Annotated in this window: 15 protein-coding genes and 1 pseudogene; 10 read left to right on the forward strand and 6 right to left on the reverse strand. The window is 67.8% G+C overall.

Annotation, left to right across the window (positions count from 1 at the left end):
- Positions 1-8: 8 nt before the first annotated feature.
- The 4 genes from ACIRJT_RS11660 (at position 9) to ACIRJT_RS11675 (ending at position 3,776) form a co-directional block, all read left to right on the forward strand.
- On the forward strand, positions 9-1,421 hold the full coding sequence (locus ACIRJT_RS11660; protein ID WP_403907576.1) for a helix-turn-helix domain-containing protein: 1,413 nt from the start codon (positions 9-11) through the stop codon (positions 1,419-1,421).
- Positions 1,422-1,591: 170 nt separating this feature from the next.
- Positions 1,592-2,809, forward strand: coding sequence for a phosphatidylserine/phosphatidylglycerophosphate/cardiolipin synthase family protein (locus ACIRJT_RS11665; protein ID WP_403907578.1), 1,218 nt, complete (start codon positions 1,592-1,594; stop codon positions 2,807-2,809).
- Positions 2,810-2,898: 89 nt separating this feature from the next.
- The gene (locus ACIRJT_RS11670) at positions 2,899-3,336 is read left to right on the forward strand and encodes a hypothetical protein (protein WP_403907580.1); all 438 of its coding nucleotides are present in this window, start codon (positions 2,899-2,901) and stop codon (positions 3,334-3,336) included.
- Positions 3,337-3,419: 83 nt separating this feature from the next.
- The gene (locus tag ACIRJT_RS11675; RefSeq protein ID WP_403907582.1) at positions 3,420-3,776 is read left to right on the forward strand and encodes an antibiotic biosynthesis monooxygenase family protein; all 357 of its coding nucleotides are present in this window, start codon (positions 3,420-3,422) and stop codon (positions 3,774-3,776) included.
- Between the two features lie 70 nt (positions 3,777-3,846).
- On the opposite strand, the gene argS is transcribed toward ACIRJT_RS11675, so the two are convergent.
- Positions 3,847-5,619, reverse strand: a complete 1,773-nt coding sequence (argS, locus tag ACIRJT_RS11680) for an arginine--tRNA ligase (RefSeq protein WP_403908225.1) — start codon at positions 5,617-5,619, stop codon at positions 3,847-3,849.
- 157 nt (positions 5,620-5,776) lie between these two features.
- Between argS and lysS the strand changes: the two genes are divergently transcribed.
- Together lysS and ACIRJT_RS11690 are read left to right on the forward strand one after the other, a co-directional pair.
- Entirely contained in the window at positions 5,777-7,549 is a 1,773-nt protein-coding gene (gene lysS, locus ACIRJT_RS11685) for a lysine--tRNA ligase (protein WP_403907584.1), read from the forward strand.
- A gap of 65 nt (positions 7,550-7,614) precedes the next feature.
- Positions 7,615-9,093, forward strand: coding sequence for an MATE family efflux transporter (locus tag ACIRJT_RS11690; protein WP_403907586.1), 1,479 nt, complete (start codon positions 7,615-7,617; stop codon positions 9,091-9,093).
- Here ACIRJT_RS11690 and ACIRJT_RS11695 read toward each other — a convergent pair.
- Positions 9,044-10,156, reverse strand: a pseudogene (locus ACIRJT_RS11695) (DUF2637 domain-containing protein); the annotation flags it as partial. The gene ACIRJT_RS11690 and the pseudogene ACIRJT_RS11695 overlap by 50 nt on opposite strands.
- 56 nt (positions 10,157-10,212) lie before the next feature.
- Between ACIRJT_RS11695 and ACIRJT_RS11700 the strand changes: the two are divergent.
- A complete protein-coding gene (locus tag ACIRJT_RS11700; protein ID WP_403907588.1) occupies positions 10,213-10,344 on the forward strand; it encodes a hypothetical protein in 132 nt (43 codons plus the stop codon).
- Positions 10,345-10,386: 42 nt separating this feature from the next.
- On the opposite strand, the gene ACIRJT_RS11705 is transcribed toward ACIRJT_RS11700, so the two are convergent.
- From ACIRJT_RS11705 to ACIRJT_RS11715, 3 genes are read right to left on the reverse strand one after another with little or no spacing between them, the layout of a single operon-like run.
- Positions 10,387-11,382, reverse strand: a complete 996-nt coding sequence (locus tag ACIRJT_RS11705; RefSeq protein ID WP_403907590.1) for a hypothetical protein — start codon at positions 11,380-11,382, stop codon at positions 10,387-10,389.
- Positions 11,363-12,472, reverse strand: a complete 1,110-nt coding sequence (locus ACIRJT_RS11710; RefSeq protein WP_403907592.1) for a DUF3696 domain-containing protein — start codon at positions 12,470-12,472, stop codon at positions 11,363-11,365. The genes ACIRJT_RS11705 and ACIRJT_RS11710 overlap by 20 nt, the downstream gene beginning before the upstream one ends.
- Complete coding sequence (locus ACIRJT_RS11715) at positions 12,469-13,632, reverse strand: DUF262 domain-containing protein (protein ID WP_403907594.1); 1,164 nt, start codon at positions 13,630-13,632, stop codon at positions 12,469-12,471. Before ACIRJT_RS11715 ends, ACIRJT_RS11710 begins: the two co-directional genes overlap by 4 nt.
- Positions 13,633-14,506: 874 nt before the next feature.
- On the opposite strand from ACIRJT_RS11715, the gene ACIRJT_RS11720 reads away from it, so the two are divergent.
- From ACIRJT_RS11720 to ACIRJT_RS11730, 3 genes are read left to right on the forward strand one after another with little or no spacing between them, the layout of a single operon-like run.
- Positions 14,507-14,929 (forward strand): hypothetical protein, encoded by a 423-nt coding sequence (locus ACIRJT_RS11720; protein WP_403907596.1) that lies wholly within the window; start codon positions 14,507-14,509, stop codon positions 14,927-14,929.
- Between the two features lie 51 nt (positions 14,930-14,980).
- Positions 14,981-17,953, forward strand: coding sequence for a hypothetical protein (locus ACIRJT_RS11725; protein ID WP_403907598.1), 2,973 nt, complete (start codon positions 14,981-14,983; stop codon positions 17,951-17,953).
- The gene (locus ACIRJT_RS11730; protein WP_403907600.1) at positions 17,934-18,695 is read left to right on the forward strand and encodes a hypothetical protein; all 762 of its coding nucleotides are present in this window, start codon (positions 17,934-17,936) and stop codon (positions 18,693-18,695) included. The genes ACIRJT_RS11725 and ACIRJT_RS11730 overlap by 20 nt, the downstream gene beginning before the upstream one ends.
- 117 nt (positions 18,696-18,812) lie before the next feature.
- Here the strand turns inward: ACIRJT_RS11730 and ACIRJT_RS11735 are convergent, their stop codons facing one another.
- Complete coding sequence (locus tag ACIRJT_RS11735; RefSeq protein WP_403907602.1) at positions 18,813-20,483, reverse strand: hypothetical protein; 1,671 nt, start codon at positions 20,481-20,483, stop codon at positions 18,813-18,815.
- Between the last annotated feature and the right edge of the window lie 72 nt (positions 20,484-20,555).

A 20,555-nucleotide genomic window follows, 5' to 3' on the forward strand; every position in this document is an offset into this window, starting at 1 on the left:
ACGCCGTCGTGGCGACGCCGGAGGCCGTGGAGTTCGCGGCTCTGCTGAAAGATCTGAAGGACCGTTCGGGGCGCAGCTACGGTGTGCTGGCGGGGAAGCTGCACGTCAGCACGTCGACCCTCCACCGGTACTGCAACGGGGACGCCGTGCCGAACGAGTTCGCCCCGGTGGAGCGGTTCGCGCGGGTGTGCGGGGCGTCCGGTGACGAGCTGGTGGAGGTGCACCGGCGGTGGATCGTGGCGGACGCGGCACGGCGGCGGCCTCCGGTGGGGGCGGGGCCGGGGACACCTGCGTCTACTCCTGTTGCTGCTCCTGCTCCTGCCCCCGTCCCTGCTTCCGCCGGTGCTCCTGTGCCTGGTGTTGTTCCCGACTCCGTCGAAGCCGTCGAAGCCGTCGAAGTCGCTGAAGTCGTCGAGCCGTCCGTCGTGTCAGGTGGCGCTCGGCCCGGGGCGGGCTCGCGGTGGGCCAGGCTCTCCCGGCGTACGCGGGTGCTCATCGCCGCCGCCGGCGTCGCCGCGCTCCTCGTGCCCACCACCGTCGTCGCCGCCGATCTCGTCGGGGCGGGGAAGAAGGACGGCGGGAGCGCCGCGGACCGGGTGGAGGACGCGGGCGCAGACCTCGGGCCGACGCCCGAAGCCGCCGCCTCGGCCTCGCCCCGGCCCTCCGCGAGCCCGAGCTCGGCCGGTTCTTCGTCGAGCGCCTCCGCGTCCCCCTCGGGGCCGCCGTCCGGGAAGCCCCCGGCGGGCCCCGGGGCGGGGCAGTCGCAGGGCGGTGGCGGCGACAGCGGTGGCGGTACGGGCCTCGGTGCCCCGCCGGCCGTCAGCATCTCCTCGTACAACTGGGAGGAACCCTGCGGCCAGCACTACCTGGTGGACCGGGGGCCCGACGAGCTCGACCCGCCGCCCGCGCCGCAGGACCGGCGCGGCTGGGCGGAGGCGTACGGCGGGGTCGACGCCGGGAGCATGCTGCTCCAGCTCACCGTGCAGGGGACCTCGCGCGAGGCGGTGGTCCTCAAGGGCATGCACGTGCGCGTCGTCTCTCGCAAGGCTCCGCTGCCCTGGTCGGCGTACCTGATGGGCAACGGCTGCGGCAGCGGGATCGCGCCCCAGACGTTCGCCTCCCACCTCGACGCCGGGCATCCCACCCTCCGGCCGGTGCCGGGGAAGCAGGGGGACATCGAGGTCCCGGCCGTGGACTTCCCGTACAAGGTGACGTCCGAGGACGTGGAGGTCTTCAACCTCGACATGAAGGCCGTCGGTTTCGACGTCACCTGGTACCTGGAGCTGGAGTGGAGCAGCGGCGGGAAGGACGGGGTGCTGCGGATCGACGATCACGGGAAGCTGTTCCGCACCAGCGGGATGAAGGGGCGGCCGGAGTACGTGTACGGCAACGAGGAGAGCGGGTGGGAGCCCGCGACCTGACGCGCGTTCCGGCTCGGTTCTCGCCCGCCGGCGGAGAGGAACATATGTGCCCCTCGGAGGTGGAAGGCCGATTCCTTCCGGATTCGTACAGGAGTACAGTCGCCGGGTCCTCGCGGTCCGTCCGGTTCCGACCGGCCGGCCGCCCCGCCCGCCTCCCCACCAGGTGACCCATGTCCGCGACCGCCGAAGCCCCCGAAGCCTCCGACCCCATGGCCCTGGACACCCGCACCTGCGAGGAGCGGTCCCTGCGGCTCAGACGCAGGCTGGAGCGGCTGATCGGGATCGCCGCCACCGAGGGGAACGCCCTCCTCCCGCTCCGTAACGGCGACGAGATCTTCGGCGCGATGCTGGACGCCATCCGGGGCGCCGAGCACACCATCGACCTGATGACCTTCGTCTACTGGCGCGGTGACATCGCCCACGAGTTCGCCGAGGCGCTGGCCGACCGGGCCCGCGCCGGGATCCGGGTGCGGCTCATGCTCGACGGGTTCGGCTGCCGGCTGATCGAGAAGGACCAGCTGGCCCTGATGGACGAGGCCGGGGTCACCGTCACCTGGTTCCGCAAGCCCCTCTACCTCTCGCCGCTCAAGCAGAACCACCGCTGCCACCGCAAGGTCCTCGTCGTCGACGAGCGCACCGCGTTCACCGGCGGCGTCGGGATAGCCGAGGAATGGTGCGGCGACGCCCGCGACGAGCACGAGTGGCGTGACACCCACGTCCAGGTCACCGGCCCCGCCGTCGACGGGCTGGCCGCCGCGTTCGCCCAGAACTGGGCCGAGTGCCACGAGGAGCTCTTCGACGAGCGCGACCGGTTCCTCACGGAGGAGCACCACGGGGACGCCGTCGTCCAGGTCGTACGCGGCTCCGCCTCCTTCGGCTGGCAGGACATGCAGACCCTGATCCGGGTCGTCCTGGAGTCCGCCGAGGAACGCGTCCGCCTCACCACCGCCTACTTCGCCCCCGACGCCTACTTCACCGGACTCCTCTGCGACGCCGCCCGGCGCGGGGTGGAGGTCGAGATCCTGCTGCCCGGCCCGCACACCGACAAGCGGGTCTGCCAGCTCGCCGGCCAGCGCTTCTACGAGGACCTGACCGCCTGTGGCGTGAAGATCTACCAGTACCAGCCGACGATGCTGCACGCCAAGACCCTCACCGTCGACCGGATCGCGAGCCTCATCGGCTCCACCAACTTCAACCGGCGCTCGCTCGACCACGACGAGGAAGTCATGCTCGCCGTCCTCGACCGGGACTTCACCGCCACCCTCGACGGCCACTTCGACGAGGACCGGGAGAAGAGCGTGCTGATCGAGCGCGGGCGGTGGAAGCGCCGCGACCTCCTCCAGCGGGCCCGGGAAGCCGCCGTGCTGCCCATCCGCCGTTTCCTCTGAGGCCGGTTCGCTTCCCGGAGGCGTGCTCGCGTGCTCGCCGGGGCAGACGGGGAACACGACCGTCGTCCTCCATGTGAAGGGAAGGGCCCATGAGCGCCACCGCCGACACCTCACCGGCACCGTCCGCCGCGGTGATCACCGAACCCCTGCCCGACCTTCAGCTCCAGCTGCTCATCCAGCTCCTCGACGAGGACCCCCGCTCCAGCCTGCCCCTCACCCTGACCCACCCCGGAGGCCTGCTGCACGGGGACGTCATCGGGCACGAGCAGTGGAAGGCGGAGTGGGCCAGGAGTCTGCGCCAGGTCGAGGGCGAGGGAGCCAACCTGCTCGCCGAGTTTCCCGAGACGGTCGACCAGGGCGTACGGGAACTGCGCGCCGACGAGGACGCGGAGACATCCCGGCTGCCCCGCTGGATCCATCTACGGGACGTCACGCTCGTCGTCGGGTCCATGAACCCGGTCTCCCTGCCGCTGTGGCGCGGACGCCTCGCCGATGTGTCGGGGTGGGCGCTGGGCCGCCCGCAGTAGTCGGCCCCCGGCCGGACACGGCGGGAGCTCTCAACTCCTGTCCGGTGCCTGTCTGTTGTCCGTCCGTTGCCTAGGCTTTCGGCATGACCACAGAGAACCTCCCGGCCGACGGCACGCCGGAATCGCCCGTCACCTTCATCAACGTCTTCGAGATCTCCGCCGACGAACTCGACGCGTTCGTCGCGAAGTGGGAGGAGAGGGCCCGCCTCATGCGGGAGAAGCCGGGCTTCATCGACTCGCGGATGCACCGGGCCCGCTCCTCGGACTCCCGCTTCCAGCTCGTCAACGTCTCCCACTGGCAGAGCCAGGAGGCGTGGGAGGCCGCCACCGCCGACCCCGACTTCGCCTCCCGCACCCGGGCCGCGCGCGAGGGGACGAGGCAACCGGTCACCCCGAACCCGGCCGTCTACGACGTCGTCGTGGAACTCACCGCGCCCTGACCCCGCCCTACGCGCGTGGGCCCCGGCACATCACCCGTGCCGGGGCCCACGTACGTACGGACGCTTCGGGTCAGAGCCGCTCGGGCGTCCTGATGCCCAGCAGCGCCATCCCCCGGTGCAGGGTCCGGGCGGTCAGCTCGACCAGGAAGAGCCGGTTCTCGACGACCTCCGGGGCGTTGTCCGGGCTGAGCACCTGGCACTGGTCGTAGAAGGTGGTCAGGTGGGACGCCAGCTGGTAGAGATACGCGGCCAGCTTGTGCGGCTCGTAGCCCGCCCCGACCTCGGCGAGGACCTCGCCGAACTGGTCCAGGTGCAGACCGAGCGCCCGCTCCGCCGGGGCCAGCTCCACCTCCGGGTGGGCGGCCGGGACCGCGTCGCCCGCCTTGCGCAGGATCGACTGGATCCGGGCGTACGCGTACTGGAGGTACACCGACGTGTCGCCGTGCAGCGCCACCATCTGGTCCAGGTCGAACTTGTAGTCCCGCACGGCGGAGGTCGACAGGTCCGCGTACTTCACCGCGCCGATGCCGACGTACCGGCCGTTCTCGACGATCTCCTCCTCGGACAGGCCCACCTTGTCGGCCTTGTCCCGGACGACCGCCGTGGCCCGCGCGACCGCCTCGTCGAGGAGGTCCTCCAGCCGCACCGTCTCGCCCTCACGGGTCTTGAACGGCTTGCCGTCCTTGCCGAGGACCGTGCCGAACGCGAGCTGCACGGCCTGGACGTCCTCGTTCAGCCAGCCCGCCCGGCGGGCCGTCTCGAAGACCATCTTGAAGTGCAGCGACTGCCGTGCGTCCACCACGTACAGCAGGGTGTCCGCCTTGAGGTCCCGCACCCGGTTCCGGATCGCGGAGAGGTCGGTCGCCGCGTAGCCGTAGCCGCCGTTCGTCTTCTTCACGATGAGCGGGACCCTGTTGCCGTCCGGGCCCTTCACGTCGTCGAAGAACACGCACAGCGCACCCTCGGAGCGGACGGCGACGCCCGTCTCCTCCAGGATCCGGCAGGTCTCCTCCAGCATGTCGTTGTAGCCGGACTCACCGACGATGTCCGGGTCGTCGATCACCATGTCGAGCTTGTCGAACACCGAGTGGAAGTAGATCTTCGACTCGTCGACGAAGCGGTGCCACAGCTCCAGCGTCTCGGGATCCCCGGCCTGGAGGGCCACCACCCGGTCCCGGGACCGCGCCTTGAACTCCTCGTCGGAGTCGAACAGGACCCGCGACTCCTTGTAGACCCGGTTCAGCGTCGACATCGCCGCTTCGCCGTCGCTCGCGCCGTCCTCGTGCTTCAGCGCGCCCGGGTGCTCGATCAGATACTGGATGAGCATGCCGAACTGGGTGCCCCAGTCGCCGATGTGGTGCCGCCGGACCACGTTCTCGCCGGTGAACTCCAGGATCCTGACCACGGCGTCGCCGATGACCGCCGACCGCAGGTGGCCGACGTGCATCTCCTTGGCCACGTTCGGCTGGGCGTAGTCGACGACCGTCGTTCCGGCGTCGTCCTTCAGCGGCACGCCGAGCCGGCCCTCGCCGTCCGCCGACCGGGCGGCCAGCGTCTCGACGATCGCCCGGTCGGTGAGCGTGATGTTGAGGAAGCCCGGCCCGGACACCTCGATGTCCTTGATCGGCCCGCCCGCCGGGAGGGCGGCGGTGACCTGGGCGGCCAGCTCCCGCGGATTGCCCTTGAGCTTCTTGGCGAGCGCCAGGATGCCGTTGGCCTGGAAGTCGGCCCGGTCGCTACGTCGCAGCAGCGGGTCCGCGGCGCCGGCATCCGGCAGAGCTGCCGTCAGGGCGTCCGCCAGCTGCTGCTGGAGCGTGGAAGCGAGGGAAGGGACCGAGGCCATGTCCGGCTGCCGTTTCCGTAGGGGGTGCGAGGGGTTCTCTTGGGTGTCCAAGGGATCTCCCCAGTATCCCACGGGGCGTAAAGCCGTTTTCGCGCTGCGGGGGGTAGCTGGGAGAATGGTCGGGCCCCCATCGGGAAACGACAGACGAGAGAAGGACGTGCCGACCGTGGCCGAGAGTCAGACCAGCACCGAGACCGACTGGGTCTCCCGCTTCGCGGACGATGTCATCGCCGAATCGGAGCGTCGTGCGCCTGGCAAACCGGTCGTCGTCGCCTCCGGTCTGTCCCCGTCGGGCCCGATCCACCTCGGCAACCTCCGCGAGGTCATGACCCCGCACCTGGTCGCCGACGAGGTCCGCCGCCGCGGGCACACCGTGCGCCACCTGATCTCCTGGGACGACTACGACCGCTACCGCAAGATCCCGGAGGGCATTCCGGGCGTCGACAGCGCGACCTGGGGCGAGCACATCGGCAAGCCGCTGACCTCGGTGCCCGCCCCGCCCGGCTCCGCCCACCCGAACTGGGCCGAGCACTTCAAGGCCGCCATGACGGCGGCCCTGGACGAGCTGGGCGTCGAGTACGACGGCATCAGCCAGACGGAGCAGTACACCGCCGGGACCTATCGCGAACAGATCCTGCACGCGATGAAGCACCGCGCCGACATCGACGCCGTCCTGGACCGCTACCGGACGAAGAAGGACCCGGCCGGCGGCCCTCAGGGCAAGGGCGGCAAGAAGCCGCAGCAGCAGAAGAAGGTCGACGAGGCCGAGCTGGAGGCCGCCGAGGGCTCCGGCGCCGCCGACGAGGACGACGGCAGCGGCAACACCGCCGGCTACTTCCCGTACAAGCCCTACTGCGGCAACTGCGAGAAGGACCTCACCGTCGTCACCTCCTACGACGACGACACCACCGAGCTGAACTACACCTGCTCGGCCTGCGGCTTCGCCGAGACCGTCCGCCTCGGCGAGTTCAACCGCGGCAAGCTCGTCTGGAAGGTCGACTGGCCGATGCGCTGGGCCTACGAGGGTGTGATCTTCGAGCCCAGCGGCGTCGACCACTCCTCGCCCGGCTCCTCCTTCGTCGTCGGCGGCCAGATCGTCCGCGAGGTCTTCGACGGCGTCCAGCCCATCGGGCCCATGTACGCCTTCGTCGGCATCTCCGGCATGGCCAAGATGTCCTCCAGCAAGGGCGGGGTGCCCACCCCGGCCGACGCGCTGGAGATCATGGAGGCGCCGCTGCTGCGCTGGCTCTACGCCCGCCGCAAGCCCAACCAGTCGTTCAAGATCGCCTTCGACCAGGAGATCCAGCGGCTGTACGACGAGTGGGACTCGCTGGGCCGCAAGGTCGCCGACGGCACGGTGCTGCCCGCCGACGCCGCCGCGTACTCCCGTGCCGTCCGCACGGCGGCCGGGGAGCTCCCGAGCACCCCGCACCCGCTGCCGTACCGGACGCTCGCCTCGGTCGCCGACATCACCGCCGGCGCCGAGGACCAGACGCTGCGCATCCTCAGCGAGCTGGACCCGGCCAACCCGCTGACCTCGCTGGACGAGGCCCGCCCGCGCCTCGACCGCGCCGAGAGCTGGATCACCACCCAGGTCCCGGCCGAGGCCCGCACCATCGTCCGGGACGAGCCCGACAAGGAACTGCTGGGCTCGCTCGACGACCAGGGCCGCGAGTCGCTGCGCCTCCTCCTGGAGGGGCTGGACGCGCACTGGTCGCTGGACGGGCTCACCACGCTCGTCTACGGCGTGCCGAAGACGCTGGCGGGCCTGGAGCCGGACGCCAAGCCGACGCCCGAGCTGAAGGCCGCCCAGCGGTCCTTCTTCGCGCTGCTCTACCGGCTGCTCGTCAGCCGTGACACGGGGCCCCGCCTGCCCACGCTGCTGCTCGCGGTGGGGACGGACCGGGTGCGCAGGCTGCTGGGCGCGTAGCGGTGCGCATACCCGGGCGCTTAGCGTCCTGTGCGCCGGAGCGCCGTCACCCCGAGGATTCCGGGGTGGCGGCGCTCCGGCGTGCCGTGGGGGCCGCCTGCCTCCGGCGGCGGGCCGGAGCGGCACCCGGCCCCGGCAACCGGGAGGCGGGTCCGCCGCCCCACGGCGGCCGGGAGACAGGTCCGCCCCCGGGCCCCTCCGGGCGGAAACTGATCGGGCGCACCGTCGCCACCGCCCTGCCGCTGTACCTGACCATGCTCGTCTCCACCGCGGGCGGCCTGGTCGACACCGCCCTGCTCGGCCGGCACGCCACCGCCTCGCTGGCCGCGTTCGCCCTCACGATGGCCGTGTACACCCCGGCCACCGCGACCGTCGCCGGCGCCCTGCGCGGGGTGATGCCCTTCGTGTCCGCCCACGACGACGACCCGGACGCCCTGCTGCCGGTGGTGCGCGACAGCCTCTGGCTCGGCATCGCCACCGGGCTGCTGGGCGCCCTGGCCGTCGCCGGGGTACCGCTCATCGGCCTCGCCTCCGGCGTACCGCGCCAGACCTTGGCGCAACTGGGCGCGTTCCCCTACCTGATGGCGGCGAGCGTCCTGGTGGCCGCCATCGGCAACGCCGCCACCTCCACCCTGGTCGGCCTCGGCCGCTCCCGGCTCGTGATGCGCGCCGGGATGACGGGAACCGCCACGGCCGTGGCGCTCTCCCTGATCCTCGTGAACGGCGTCGGCCCGCTCGACGGGCTCGGGCTGCCCGGCGCGGGGATCGCCATGCTGGCGGCCGCCACGATCAGCGCCACCGTGGCGCACGGGGGGCTGCGCCGGTGCGCCGTCCTGGCAGGCCGGCCGCTCGGCCCCGGCCGGCCGCAGGTCCGCGCGGTGATCAGGCTGGCCGGTGTCGGTGTACCGCTCGCCGGCACCGTCCTCATCAAGTTCGCCGTCCTCGGCGTGCTGGCCGTCGCCGCCGCACGCATCGACCCCGTGAACGCGGCCGCCCACAGCATCTCCGTCTCCCTGGTCGGCCTCATGTTCGCCGCGGCCGTCGCCGTCGGCCAGGCCACGATTCCCCTGCTGGCGCCCCACGTGAAGGCCAAGGACGTCAGAGGCGTGCGCGCCGGCGTACGCGCCGGAGTCGTCACGGCCCTCGGCGCGGTGCTCCTCATCGGCGGTGTGCTGGCGGTGCTCCGCGTCCCGGTGCTGTCCCTCTTCACCCACGACCTCGGGGCCCGCGAACAGGTACTGGCCCTGCTGCCCCTGGTGCTCCTGGTGGTCGTCACCGACGCGCTCCAGGCCGTCTTCGGCTTCGGGCTCGTCGCGATCAGGGACACCGTGCCCAGCCTGCTCGCCTTCGCCGTCTGCTACGGCCTGCTGGCAGTGGTCGCCGTCCCGCTGTCGGCCCGGGGCGGGCTCACCGCCCTGTGGCTCGCCCTGCTCGGCGCCAACACCCTGCTGGTCGTGGGGCAGGCGGCCTTCTTCCACCTGCGCAGCGGCAGGCTCAGGCGGTCTGGTCGACCGTCGACCGCGCCGGGACGTACGCCTGCTTGAACTCCGGCCACAGACGCTGGAGCAGCTGACGCGAGCGGGGATGGCGGACGTTGCGGGTGTCGGCGAGGTGGATCTCCAGGGCCTCGGCGCTCGGGTAATGGCCCTGCTCGTCCGTGTAGGCGCTGAACACCTCGAAGGCCATGTTCGCGAACTCGGCGTCCTCCTGGGACCACTCCTCCAACTGCGGCGCGTCCTCGGGCGCGTCCGCGGAAGCGTCCTCGGGGGCCTCCTCGGGTGCCTCGTCGGGGGCTTCCTCGTGGCGGGGGTGCGGGACCGCGCCGATGGTGCCCACGTCTCCCAGCGGCCGGGTCCGGCCGGGGCCCGAGGGGATCTGGACCGGGGCGTGCTCCAGGCCCTCGCTCTGTTGCGGGTCGTACGCGCTGTGGTGCGGGGCGCCGTCGGGCAGCTTCTGCGCCGCGAACCAGGGGCTGTCGTGCGTGGCCGGGGCGGCGGGCTCCTGCTGCTGAGGCACCGGGGCCTGCTGGTCCTGCTGGTTCTGCCGGGCCTGCTGGTCCTGCTGGTTCTGCCGGTCCTGCGGGTTCTGCCGGCTCTGCGGGTCCTGCTGGTCCTGCGGCTGGGGGTGCTGCTGGGGGTGCTGCTCGTCGTGCCCGGGGCCGCCCGCGTACCCCTGCTCACGGCCGTGCTCCTGTTCGCCCGTCCGATCCCGCTGGGGCTCGTACGGCAGCTCCGCCTTCGGGCGGGACCCCTCGACCGGCGGCAGCAGGGCCGGCTCGATGCCTGCGGCGGCGAGCCCGGCCGGGGCGGTGTCGGCGAGCGGCACGCCGTACTTCGCGAGGCGCAGCGGCATCATCGACTCGATCGGGGCCTTGCGCCGCCAGTTGCGGCCGAAGCGGGCCTGGAGCCGGGCCTGGTAGATCAGCCGGTCCTGTTCGAGCTTGATGACCTGCTCGTAACTGCGCAGCTCCCACAGCTTCATCCGCCGCCACAGCTTGAACGTGGGGACGGGGGAGAGCAGCCAGCGGGTGAGGCGCACGCCCTCCATGTGCTTGTCGGCCGTGATGTCCGCGATCCGGCCCACCGCGTGCCGGGCGGCCTCGACGCTGGCGGAGTGGCGTTATTCCTGGGGTGCACTATTCCGGCGGTGCCCAGGCTGATGTTTTGAGGGCGAAGGCCTCGTACCCATCGATCGAGGCATACGAGGTCACCAGCAGCATCGGCGAACCCGTCAGCTTCAACGACGTCGCCCCCAGGCCGAGCGACCTCCTCCACGCTGACGACGAGCGGGCCTGAACTGATCGCGGTTCCACCAACATCAAGCCGGTGGGACCGGGATCAGACGGGCAGATGCTCGGCGAAGATCCCGATCAGAATCCGGTCTTCATGCCTCTTGATCGGGAGTGAGAAGTGCACTCGATCCCGGTCCCACAGTCGCTTTCCATGCCACTCGCAGCGATATGTCTCGCCCGCGTAGGAGACCAGGTGCTGTTCCCATGCCTTCGCGTTCTTCTTCGTGTTGGGGCTCTCAGGGGAGATGTCGACGCCCAGGGCGCTGAACCGAGCCTGAACCTTCTTCTGGTCGCCACCGCAGATGAGCAGTGCATGGGCGAAATGATCGCTCAGCAGACCAAGCAACTTCACCAACCAGGGCAGGACGTCCGCGTAAGAGCCGTCGAAATGGTGGAAGCGAAGGGAGTCCGAGAGGAGCAGCCGGGGGAAAGCGCGATCGGACAGCGCAAAAAAGTTATCTTCCGGAACGAGTTCGCGGGTGAGGACTCCACGCCAGAAACCGGCCTCGTCTTCGGACACTCGCAGCAGGTGCAGAGCCACGTGGTCACGACCCGCGTCCGCGTCACGCTCGACGGTGAGCCATCCCGACGGCCAGTCGAGGCCTGTCGTCCTCCGGGGATTGGCGATCGACCCGACCAGACAGGACATCGCTCTGCCCCCAGCGGCCCGGGCCAGCGCATGGGCCATGCCCCAGGACGGCTCGCTCCACGCCCCGTTGTCTTGTCTCACCGGCTGAGGAACGTCGTCATCCTCCGGTTCCACGCTCCGGCACTTGTCCAGTAGTACTTGCAGACGGCGCCGCTCACTGTGCGGCAGCCCGCCGTCGGGCGAGTACAGGGCGTCGACCAGGCTGATCGACGGCAGGCACTCGGTGTCGTAGGCGGAGGTCATCAACGCGACCTTCCGGCCGTCGGCCAGCGGTTCCAGCAAGTCCGCGAGCGTATCGAGTGCTCGGCGCAGTTCCGCATCCGTCAGCCCACGCCAGTCAAGGGCCTCCTCGCCCAGGAGCATGCGGTAGTCGTCATCGGGCGCGCCTGGCACGGGCCAGCCTCCCCAGGTCGCTCTCGATCTGATCGAAGAAGCCGGCAGGCCAGTGGCTGAGTTCTCCCCGCGGGTCGGTCTGGATCGGCACCGTCCGGTCGTGGTCGAAGTAGTGCACGATCATGTCCGCCGCCGCGAGTGAGTGATCCTGCGCAACCGCCAGTCGTGCTCCGTTGAGAACGTGGTCACTGTGGGTTTCCACGATGACCTGTACACCGCTTCCGGCCACGCGGGCCAGGAATCGGCCGAGCTTGGACTGACCTGCGGGGTGCAGATGAGCCTCGGGATTCTCGACGAGCAGCAGATCCCCTGGCTCGGTCAGCAACCCCGCGACAACGATCGGCAGAGCATAAGAGACACCGAACCCTGTGTTCGCCGGGCGTACTTGTTCGGCCCCCTGCGCCAGCTCCATGAAGCGGACTGTGCTCGCCATGATTCCCACGGCCAGCTGCGCCGTGATGCGGATCGGACGAATGATGTCCGATGCCCACGCCTCGGACTGGAGGCGGGGCTGTGGACTGTCGACGTCTGGGTGACGGAGTTCGGGTCGTACCTCGCTTCGGGTCTTGACCGCCCGTGTCTCACGCAGCGCCAGAACCTGGGCGGTGAACTCGCCCTGAATGCCTACACCGATACGGTCGGGTTCATCCGCGGAGACGGACAGCGTGTCACGGGGGCCAAGGCGCTCGGCGCACAGATATGTGAAGCCGGGCCCCTGCCGATCCAGGCCCAGGGAGGCAGGCAGCTCGGTGCGCTCTGCCTGCAGATACAGGGCGTGCTCGTCCTGCGGCAGGTTGAACTCGCACGACCACGCATCTGCGCCATCTCGGCCACGCAGTCCTACCTCGAGCGTGAGCTCCGAGGCATCCCAATGCAGTACGTCGCGGGCCTCCCCCAGGGTGAGCCCGCTCGGTGTGTTCAGCGGAACGGCCTTTCCGGGGGAGGAGGCGGTGGTCCTGGCCAGCAGCAGGGACTGAATCAGCGTGCTCTTGCCTCCGCCGTTGACGCCGGTCAGGACGGTGAGCGGGCGCATGACGAACGAGGCGGAGCGGAAGCACTTGAAGTTCTTGATCTCCAGGGAGTCGATCAACGTCCTGCCTCCGTGTCCTTGGCCGCAGCGGTGAACCGATAGTCGACCCTGCGCCGGTCCGCGGTGGACGAGGTGATCGATTCCAGGTAAGCCATGTCCTCGGTCATTCGGTCCCGGGCGCTGCGCACGATGTCTGTACGCCGACGGGACAAGTCGTCAGCATCATGTCCAGCCAACGCGATGGACCAGGTCTCGAAGAGCGCGCGGTTGATCGGACTGCGCCACTCGGCTCCCCGCGGCCACTTACGGAAGGCATGTTCCCCGAAGACAAGGCGCGCATTGACCATCGCCTGCTCGAAGGCAGCCTCCAACTCCGCGACGCGCTCGTCGGACACCTCCTTAGGATCGTCCAGCAGCTCGGTGGTCTCCATCAGGAAGGTCTCCATCACCGGATGGGCGTGATAGGCGTCCAGACCCCGCAGCCAGAACGCCGAGAAGCGCAACGCCATCTCACGGTCGTTCATCCTGATGTGCCCCTTTAGACGGCCACCGGTGGCCGTGTCGAAAGCATCCGTATGGGTCATGCGCTTGAGGATGTCGCGGCTGCGCGGCCGACTCATGCAGTGCCTGATCTCCTGCGCGTTGAGCGGCGTACCTCCGGTGTTGATCCGCTTGAAGATTTCGTATGTCACCTCACGGGGCGTGGACGGATCGATCACGTTCACGATCAGCTGCGTGTTGTTGATCCGGCGCTGGAACGGAACAGGGAGGTCAGTGAACCGAGCTCCTTGTAGGTCATGCAGGTGATCAAGGCCGGTCAGCGTGAACCCATGGCTCGCCCCGCGGACGAAGGCATGCAGTGTGGACAGCCGCTGGAGGCCGTCCACGACGCGGAAGGCGCTGTCGCTGTCCTCGGCGAAGTAGAACGCCGGGAGTGGAATCTGCAACAGCAGGGACTCGACGAGCAACGACTTCTGGTCCGGCCGCCAGACCAGGCCGCGCTGGAAGTCGGGCGCGAGCTCCAGTGACTTCTCGTCGATCAGGTCAAGGATGTTGCGCAGCGAAAAGGACCTCGTCGACACCCGGATCTGCTCGGGATTCCACGGCCGCTGGATCAGGTTCTCCTCTTGCCCCGGATCCTCGACCTCGACGCCGGTTGCCCGGCCCTCGTACACGTCCTCCACCACGTCCGGAACCTTCTGTGCATCCTCCATGCTCATTCCGCCATCTTATGGGCGGACGTTTGGATGCCGATAAAACACAGTGGCGCAGGTCCTGCGCGGTGCCCTGGTCCGCAGTCCACGGCATGCCCCTCTTCCTGAGCCGCTGCCGCGCTGCGGGCTGCCTGCAGCCTTGCGATCAAGGGCGTTTTGCTCGGGTCGGCATCGCTGGTTGGCCAGGTTCGATCCGCGCCCGTGGGCAGGGGAGAGAGCAACCAGCGCGTGATGCGCGTGTCCTCGATGAAGTTGTCGGCGGTGATGTCCGCGCTCGCGCCGATCGCAGCCGGGCTGCCTCGGCACTTGCGGAGTGAGCTATCAGTGAGTGGTCCACAGCTGGACAGCGAGCACCTATAAGGAGCGCTCTGATCAATGCCCGGCGTGCGGCGGTGCAGATGGACCTTGGTCCTCCGTGGACCGTCGAGCGGCATGGAGGACGTACGGCACTTCATCTGGGTGTTGGCGTAGCCGAACTGTCTGCCAGGCGGTCTCGTAGGAGTAGGTTCCGCCGTGCCCGCTTACCAGGCGTCGGGCTCGCCAGCTGCTGAAAGGTGCAAGCAGCCAGCGGGTAGTTGATGTCTTCACTGCCGAACTCTCGCATGCAGTCGGTGCTCAGGGGGCTGCTCACCACCTTGCCTTGGACTGGCGTACCGTTCTCAGCCAACTTCGGGGTGTTTGAGGACGCGAACTTGTCCTCCTGATAGTCATAGGGGCACTCAGGCGTGGGGAACGCCGTGGCTTCACAGGGGTGGACAAAGTGAGCGAATTGGGCTTTCCGGTCTTGGCGGCGTCTGCCGCCACTCAGGCCTTCGGGTTCCTCTATGGTCAGCTGGGGGCTCTCCTGCAGCGTCGGCGAGACCGGCGAGCTGGAGTAGCCGTGCCGGCGGAGGAAGTCCCGGTAGCGGCAACAGGGATCGTGGCTTCGTCGGTTGACCGGTTCCGGCCCGATGACACGATCCTTGAACGGCGGGGCCAAGAGCTCGAGCTCTTGGCGGAGGCCTTGGAAGAGTACGTAGGGGCGACTGAGCTTGACGGCCAGGATGTACGGCTTCGACGCAATCTAGGGCGCGTGCGTCGCGCCCTAGAAGAGATCTATGGCCTTGAGTTCGCGATTTCTGACGATAACTCATCCGAGTCTGGAATCAGGATCCGGCAGAAAGTTACCAACGCCCACGACGAGGTGACCGGCATCGACGTGGAGTCTGCTGGGGCATCGGCTCGGGCCGAAGTGAACCAAGACATTGATACGGCGCACAAGGGATCGAAGATTGTTGGGGCTCGCGTCAAGCGTCTTGAATAGCAGAGCGCCTCGCTGAACTATGGATAGTCGCTTGAAATTCGGGGGGATTGAATGAATACGGAAAACGAAGACCACGACGGTGAAATCCCCGTAGTTGGCAGGTCGGCCGGACGCTGGAGGCCTGGCTTCTTCAGTCGAGACGCCTCGGATCGTGCAGCCGATCAAGACGTTACGGAAGAGCAGGACTCGCAAGAAAATGACACTGGTGATGGCCACCCCCTCCCGGTAGACGGCAAGCGAAATGCTGAGAACCTTTACTCCGCGCCGCCGAATTACCCTGTGTCAGGGGCGGCATCTTTTCCCGGCCAGGCATACAGTGATCAGACGCCAGATCAAGAAGGGTATCCCATTGGGCAGGTGTCGGGGGATAATGGGGTCGGCGCAGGTCTAAGTCGCGAAGGGGCTTCGGAGGTTGAGGAGCCGGATGAAAGTACGAATCCAAGCCCATTTGGTCGATCCGGAAGAGGGTGGCTTGGTGAGAGCGTGGACGGAGCTGATCGAGCTTATCCCAAGGTTAGCCAGACCGCTGTAACGGGAATCGATGCTGGAGAAGAAACCCAGCCCGATGACTCTGGGATCCTGCAAGGGGTTTCGGAAGAGCCGAGGAGTTATCTAACCCCTCCAGCTTCAGGAGTGGGTGCTAACGAATCTGCCACCGACGTGGCGGCGGCCTACTCCGACCGGGCGGCGGAGACGGCTGGAACAGTTGGGTCGGCAGATAATGACGAACCCGCTTCGGAAAGCGGCGTGTGGCTCTCGACTCCGGAACCCGGTGATTCATCGATTCCAGTCGGTGGTAGCAATATGCCGGCAGGTGAGAACTCCCTTCGCGAGTCGCTGTCAGGTGTTCCGGCTGAACTGCTGACAGAGATCCCTCGCCTGGCGGAACTCGCTGCCCTGGTACGGCAGGCTGTTGGCTTCAACTTCGGCCGCGTGACTGGTGTGGAGCTCACTGCGGTAATCGATCAGATGGCTGATCATCAGCAACTGGATGATGATCACCTGGATCTGATTCGGGCGGTGTTTGTTCGTCCTCGAGGGTATGAAAAGGTCCGTGCAGACCTAGCGGCCCCCGGTTCCATCTCGGTCATTTCAGGGGGCGCGGGATCTGGGCGAAAGACGACTGCAGTCCACCTGCTCGCCGAGCTCCGCCGCGCCGGAATGTCTGTTCGTACCCTCAGCTACGGCATCGACATCAACTTTCAAGCGCGCCGAATGCCGCGTATAGACAACTGTGCGTTCCTACTCGAACTACCTCCGGACGAGGACGAGTTCTCGGTTTCGACTAAGTTCGGACGAACGCTGGATGAGATCGCTGGGATCCTTCGGAGTACGTCGTCCCGGCTCGTCGTCCTTACTGACACGGATCAGTGGGAACGCGTGGGAGGCGGCGCATCCGTCATTGCCAGGGAGCTGGAACGGCCGGATGCAGTCAATATCGCCAGGGCGTGGCTTCGCCTAGATCTCTCCGATGACACTGCTCGCCGGTGGACTGATGATCATCGGATCCAGCCGTTCCTGGTCGGCCAGAGTCCGAGCGCGGCCATGGAAATGGTCGATCTCATTCTCCAGGCGTGCAGCGCATCATTTGAGGATCTCTCCGATGTCGATTCGGAGATTGAATCGACTGACGGAGCTTTGGGTGTGACGGATGATGAGGTATTCAATAGAAGAGTCCTCAGTGTTGTGTCAGCCCGCAAGAACTGGTTCTCGCAACTTCTCAAATGGCACAAGAAGGCTCAGCGCACAGGATTTGAGCGCAACTTCCTTGTGGTTGCAGCGGCCTTGCGTGGGGCGCCGATCGGTCATATCTACAGTCAGACCGGTGCGCTGGCAGAAATGATCGGAGGGCATCAGCCCGAGCTGCAGGGGCAGGACGACATCGGCGTTATCCAGCTCGTCGATTCCGTCGATGCCCGCCTGAATGGTGATTACGTCGAGTTCTCCAAGCCTGGATGGGATGAGGCTGTCCTGGACTATTTCTGGAGAGATCGGCCCCTCGGGCGGGAAGGCTTTCTGAAATGGATGGCGAAGGCACCTTTGCGGTCCACCACTCAAGGTGTAAAGGAATTCAACTCTGATGAGCGCGCTCTTCTGGCAGAGCGCATGGCGTTCTTCACCCTTCGGTGGGCTGCGCGTCACGGCACACCGGAGAATCTGTCAACGATCGTTACTGCCTGGCGCAAGGAAAACACGCTAGAGCAGGCCGTCGTGCGCTTGGTCACAGCAGCCGCGCTCCATCCTGTGATCGGTCGTGACACCCACCAAGTTCTCTACGATTGGGCGAAGAAGCCTAACGAGGATGCTTCGTTGAAAGCGGCCGTGGCCGACGTCTGTGCCGGAGAATTCGGAATTACCTATCCAGGCAAGGCTCTGGTGCGTTTGCGTCACGTCGCTACCTCTTCGGATCCGGGCGTCATCAAGGCGGTGAACACAGCTGTCCAGAAGCTCTGGGAAGAAGACTCGGTACGCAGCACACTCTTCAGCGAAGTGATCAAATGGTGCGCTTCGACTGATCAAAGCCGCCAGGCCGCTGGCCGTCGAGGTTTCGTTGCGCTGGCCGAACTTGCAGTGGGCGAGCAAGGAGCTCCGCTCCCGGCTCTTCTGGCTGGACAAGATTCCATGGGCTGGACACCGGCAAGAGACGACCTCTCCACGGGCTGGCGGGCTGCTCTTGACCCGAGCGTCGATGAGGAGCAATGCCGTGGCGCGCTGGACCTCTGGTTGAACGCAGCACTGGAAGATGTGGAGACACGCGAGACCACGGTCAGAGTGCTGCGCAGGGCAGTCCAAGACGAACCTGGAGATACGGGGCAGGCTCGCCCGAGGCACAGGCTGATCGACCGCATGAACGTCTGGCAGCCTCCGTTCCCCAAGACGGAAGAGCAGCGACGGAGGGAAGATCTCCGGCGTGAGATAGAAGATGCAGTGCACTCGGACAAGGCTCGCGCGCTTGACCTTCTCCCGCAGGCGCAAGGCGTGAACTCCCGCGAGGGAGTGGAAGTTGAGCGGGATGATCGGTAGGAGACAACGCCGGAGCGCCCAGGGTGATGTCATTAAGGAGCCTGCCCTCACCCCCAGGAAATGGAGGTACCAGTTCCAGGATATCTGGCCAAGTCGGGACAGTGAGCTGCACTTTCGGGCATACGTCCGTATTGAGTGGGAGGTTCTGGGAGAATTCGCAGGGACCGACTCTCGAGTTGCCGTGTCGATGTGGGCTCAATTGATCGCCGAGAAGATGGCCGGGGAGGCCACAGTTCTCCGGAGAGAGGCCACGGAGAATGCGATCAATCACGAATTGGCAATTCGACTTCCTCACGAAGACGGCCCGGTAAGGGTGTTGAGAGCTAGCGTCACCCTGGACGTCGAGGAAGGCGTCCGGGAACAGGCAGAACGGCGCTTGGCCATGCGGCGCCAGCTGGAACTCGATAATCTGACCCGCCAGCAGAGCTCGGCCCAAGTCGCCTTCATGCGGGAGGAGATACTTCGCGATCCTGTGAGTGCCCGCCTGCACTGGCTGCTCAGAAACCCAACGTCGGAGATTGCGGATGAGGGGACCTGGCTCGAGCTCGTTGGACAGGCGAGCATGTGGAGCAACGACAGCCGGTGGGTCCACGTCGCGCACCTGGTGGAGATTTTCCTTTCCGGGCTCAGCGTAGAGAATCGCCGTGATCTGCTCGGCGTCCTGAAGAAGGTATTCGCCGGCTACGGAGGAGCGGATCTGGCCGCGGAGATCCCGGACGAGTGGGGGCGTGACGACGAGTAGGTAGCACGGCGCATTCGGGACCCGCCGTTGCACGGGTGCGGTGCATATGCGCCATGCATGTGCAGCGTTGGCGATCTGCTGCGCGCTGGCGGTGGGGACCCGGTGGGCCACCGTCCACTAGCCGCCGGGGGTACGGACCAACGTTGGCGTGCCTGTATCGCTGGAGCCTGCGCGATTCTTGGTGTCTTCGGTGCGCGCGGCGACGTAGGTGGCCCAGTCCTTGCGGATGTAGTTGACCCAGCGGGTGGTGGTGCTGATGTGCATGCCGAGGTAGTCGGCGACGATCACGGCGGGGAAGTCGGAGGCGAGGGCGACGAGGGCTGAATTGCGGGTGGGGCGTGCGGTGATGCCCAGGCTCTTGAGGCGGGAGCGGATGGTTTGCGGGCTTACTGGGCGCCCGGGGGAGACGCCGGGGAACAGGTAGGCGGGCTGCGTCTCGCCGTCGGGGGACTGGAAGGCCGAGCGGCGGCGGGGCGGGGGAGCGGTGGCCAGGCGGATCAGGAGATCAGCGAGTGGGGGCGGCAGGGGCAGCGGGCTGGAGCCGATCTTCAGGACGGTGTCGCCCTTCGCTGTCCGCTCCAGTTGATCACACGTCAGATGCCGCAGGCGTTGAAGGGGTAGGCCGTACAGCAGGCTGAGGGCCGCGATGCAGCGGGTGTCGAGGGGCAGGGTGGTGTCGGTGAGACAGCGTTGCAGGAGGGGCCACTGGTTGTCTTCGTCGAGGAAGGCGGTGGGCTGGTCCGCGGGGCGGGGCGGCACCGTGAGGGATCCGGTGAGGCGGCGTGCCGCGGTCCAGCTCAGGAAGTAGCTGATGTCGCGGCGGGCGGTGGTGCCCTCGGAGAGCCAGATGTCGAGGACATGCTGGTTCAAGGCGTCGAGGGCGAGGTGCTGGTCGTCTAGCCACTTCAGCAGGTGCAGGGCCTGGCCGAGACGGGCGCGCAGTCCGTATTCGTCGCTGGCCTTGTAGGGGCGGTTGGTGGCGCGGCGGCGGGCGCGCTTGAGGAGGAACCAGTGCAGGAAGGGGCGCAAGAGGGTGCCGTGGTGGGCGGGGCGGGTGGTGAGCTGGGTCTCCAGCCAGGCGGGGATCCGCTCGACGTCATCCGCCTGGGGCGGCAGGACGCGGCTGTGGACGAGCAGGTCGCGGAGGTAATTGACGCTCATCCCGGAGCCGAATGCGTCCAGGCTCTCGTGGGTCAACGGTTCTCCTGATGCGGCGAGTTGGGCGAGCCGGCGAAGGGAGGGGCTGCCGGCGCAACGCTCGATGGCATCGGCAGGGTTGTCGACCTGGGAGAACACCTCTAGAAGTGGGCGGAGTTGCGCGGTGATCTGTCCGTCGGGGCCGGTGAGTAGTGTGCGCAGGCGGTCGTCGAGGACGCAGTAGGCGCAGCGACCGGCGGCGTGGAGGTAGCCGGTGCGGCCGCAGGAGGCGCAGGCGTAGTCGACGGGGTATCCGGCGCACGGTCCGCACAGTCCGGCTCCGCTTGCGGCCCGGCCGGTCAGCGGGTGGGTGCCGTGGCAGAGGGCGCACGCGGCCGGGGTGTGCAGGATCTTGAGGTAGCAGGTCTGGCATACGGCGCCCAGGGGCCAGTGTGCGGAGATGGGCCGCTGGCGACGGCAGCGGGTGCAGGTGGCGGCGGGGCGCTCCGTGCAGGTGCCGCACACCGGTTTGTCGGTGCGGGCGTGGTAGCAGGGGCGGGTGCGTCCGCAGCGATGGCATACGGCTTCGGGGGTGCGGTAGCAGTCCTGGCAGAGGGCGGGCTCGCCGTTCCGGGCACGCTGGACGATCACACGCGGCTCGCCGCAACCGCCGCAGAGGAGGCGAGCGCGGCGAAATCCGCTGAAACACTTCGGGCATACCTT

The organism is Streptomyces sp. NPDC102283, from assembly GCF_044766265.1.
Classification (GTDB): domain Bacteria; phylum Actinomycetota; class Actinomycetes; order Streptomycetales; family Streptomycetaceae; genus Streptomyces.

Excerpts from the sequence above, each read along its gene's own strand:
- ACIRJT_RS11715 (WP_403907594.1), bottom strand. The coding sequence starts at position 13,632 with ATGAGCATGGAGGATGCACAGAAGGTTCCGGACGTGGTGGAGGACGTG.
- ACIRJT_RS11725 (WP_403907598.1), top strand. The coding sequence starts at position 14,981 with ATGAATACGGAAAACGAAGACCACGACGGTGAAATCCCCGTAGTTGGC.
- ACIRJT_RS11665 (WP_403907578.1), top strand. The coding sequence starts at position 1,592 with ATGTCCGCGACCGCCGAAGCCCCCGAAGCCTCCGACCCCATGGCCCTG.
- ACIRJT_RS11675 (WP_403907582.1), top strand. The coding sequence starts at position 3,420 with ATGACCACAGAGAACCTCCCGGCCGACGGCACGCCGGAATCGCCCGTC.
- ACIRJT_RS11670 (WP_403907580.1), top strand. The coding sequence starts at position 2,899 with ATGAGCGCCACCGCCGACACCTCACCGGCACCGTCCGCCGCGGTGATC.
- argS (WP_403908225.1), bottom strand. The coding sequence starts at position 5,619 with ATGGCCTCGGTCCCTTCCCTCGCTTCCACGCTCCAGCAGCAGCTGGCG.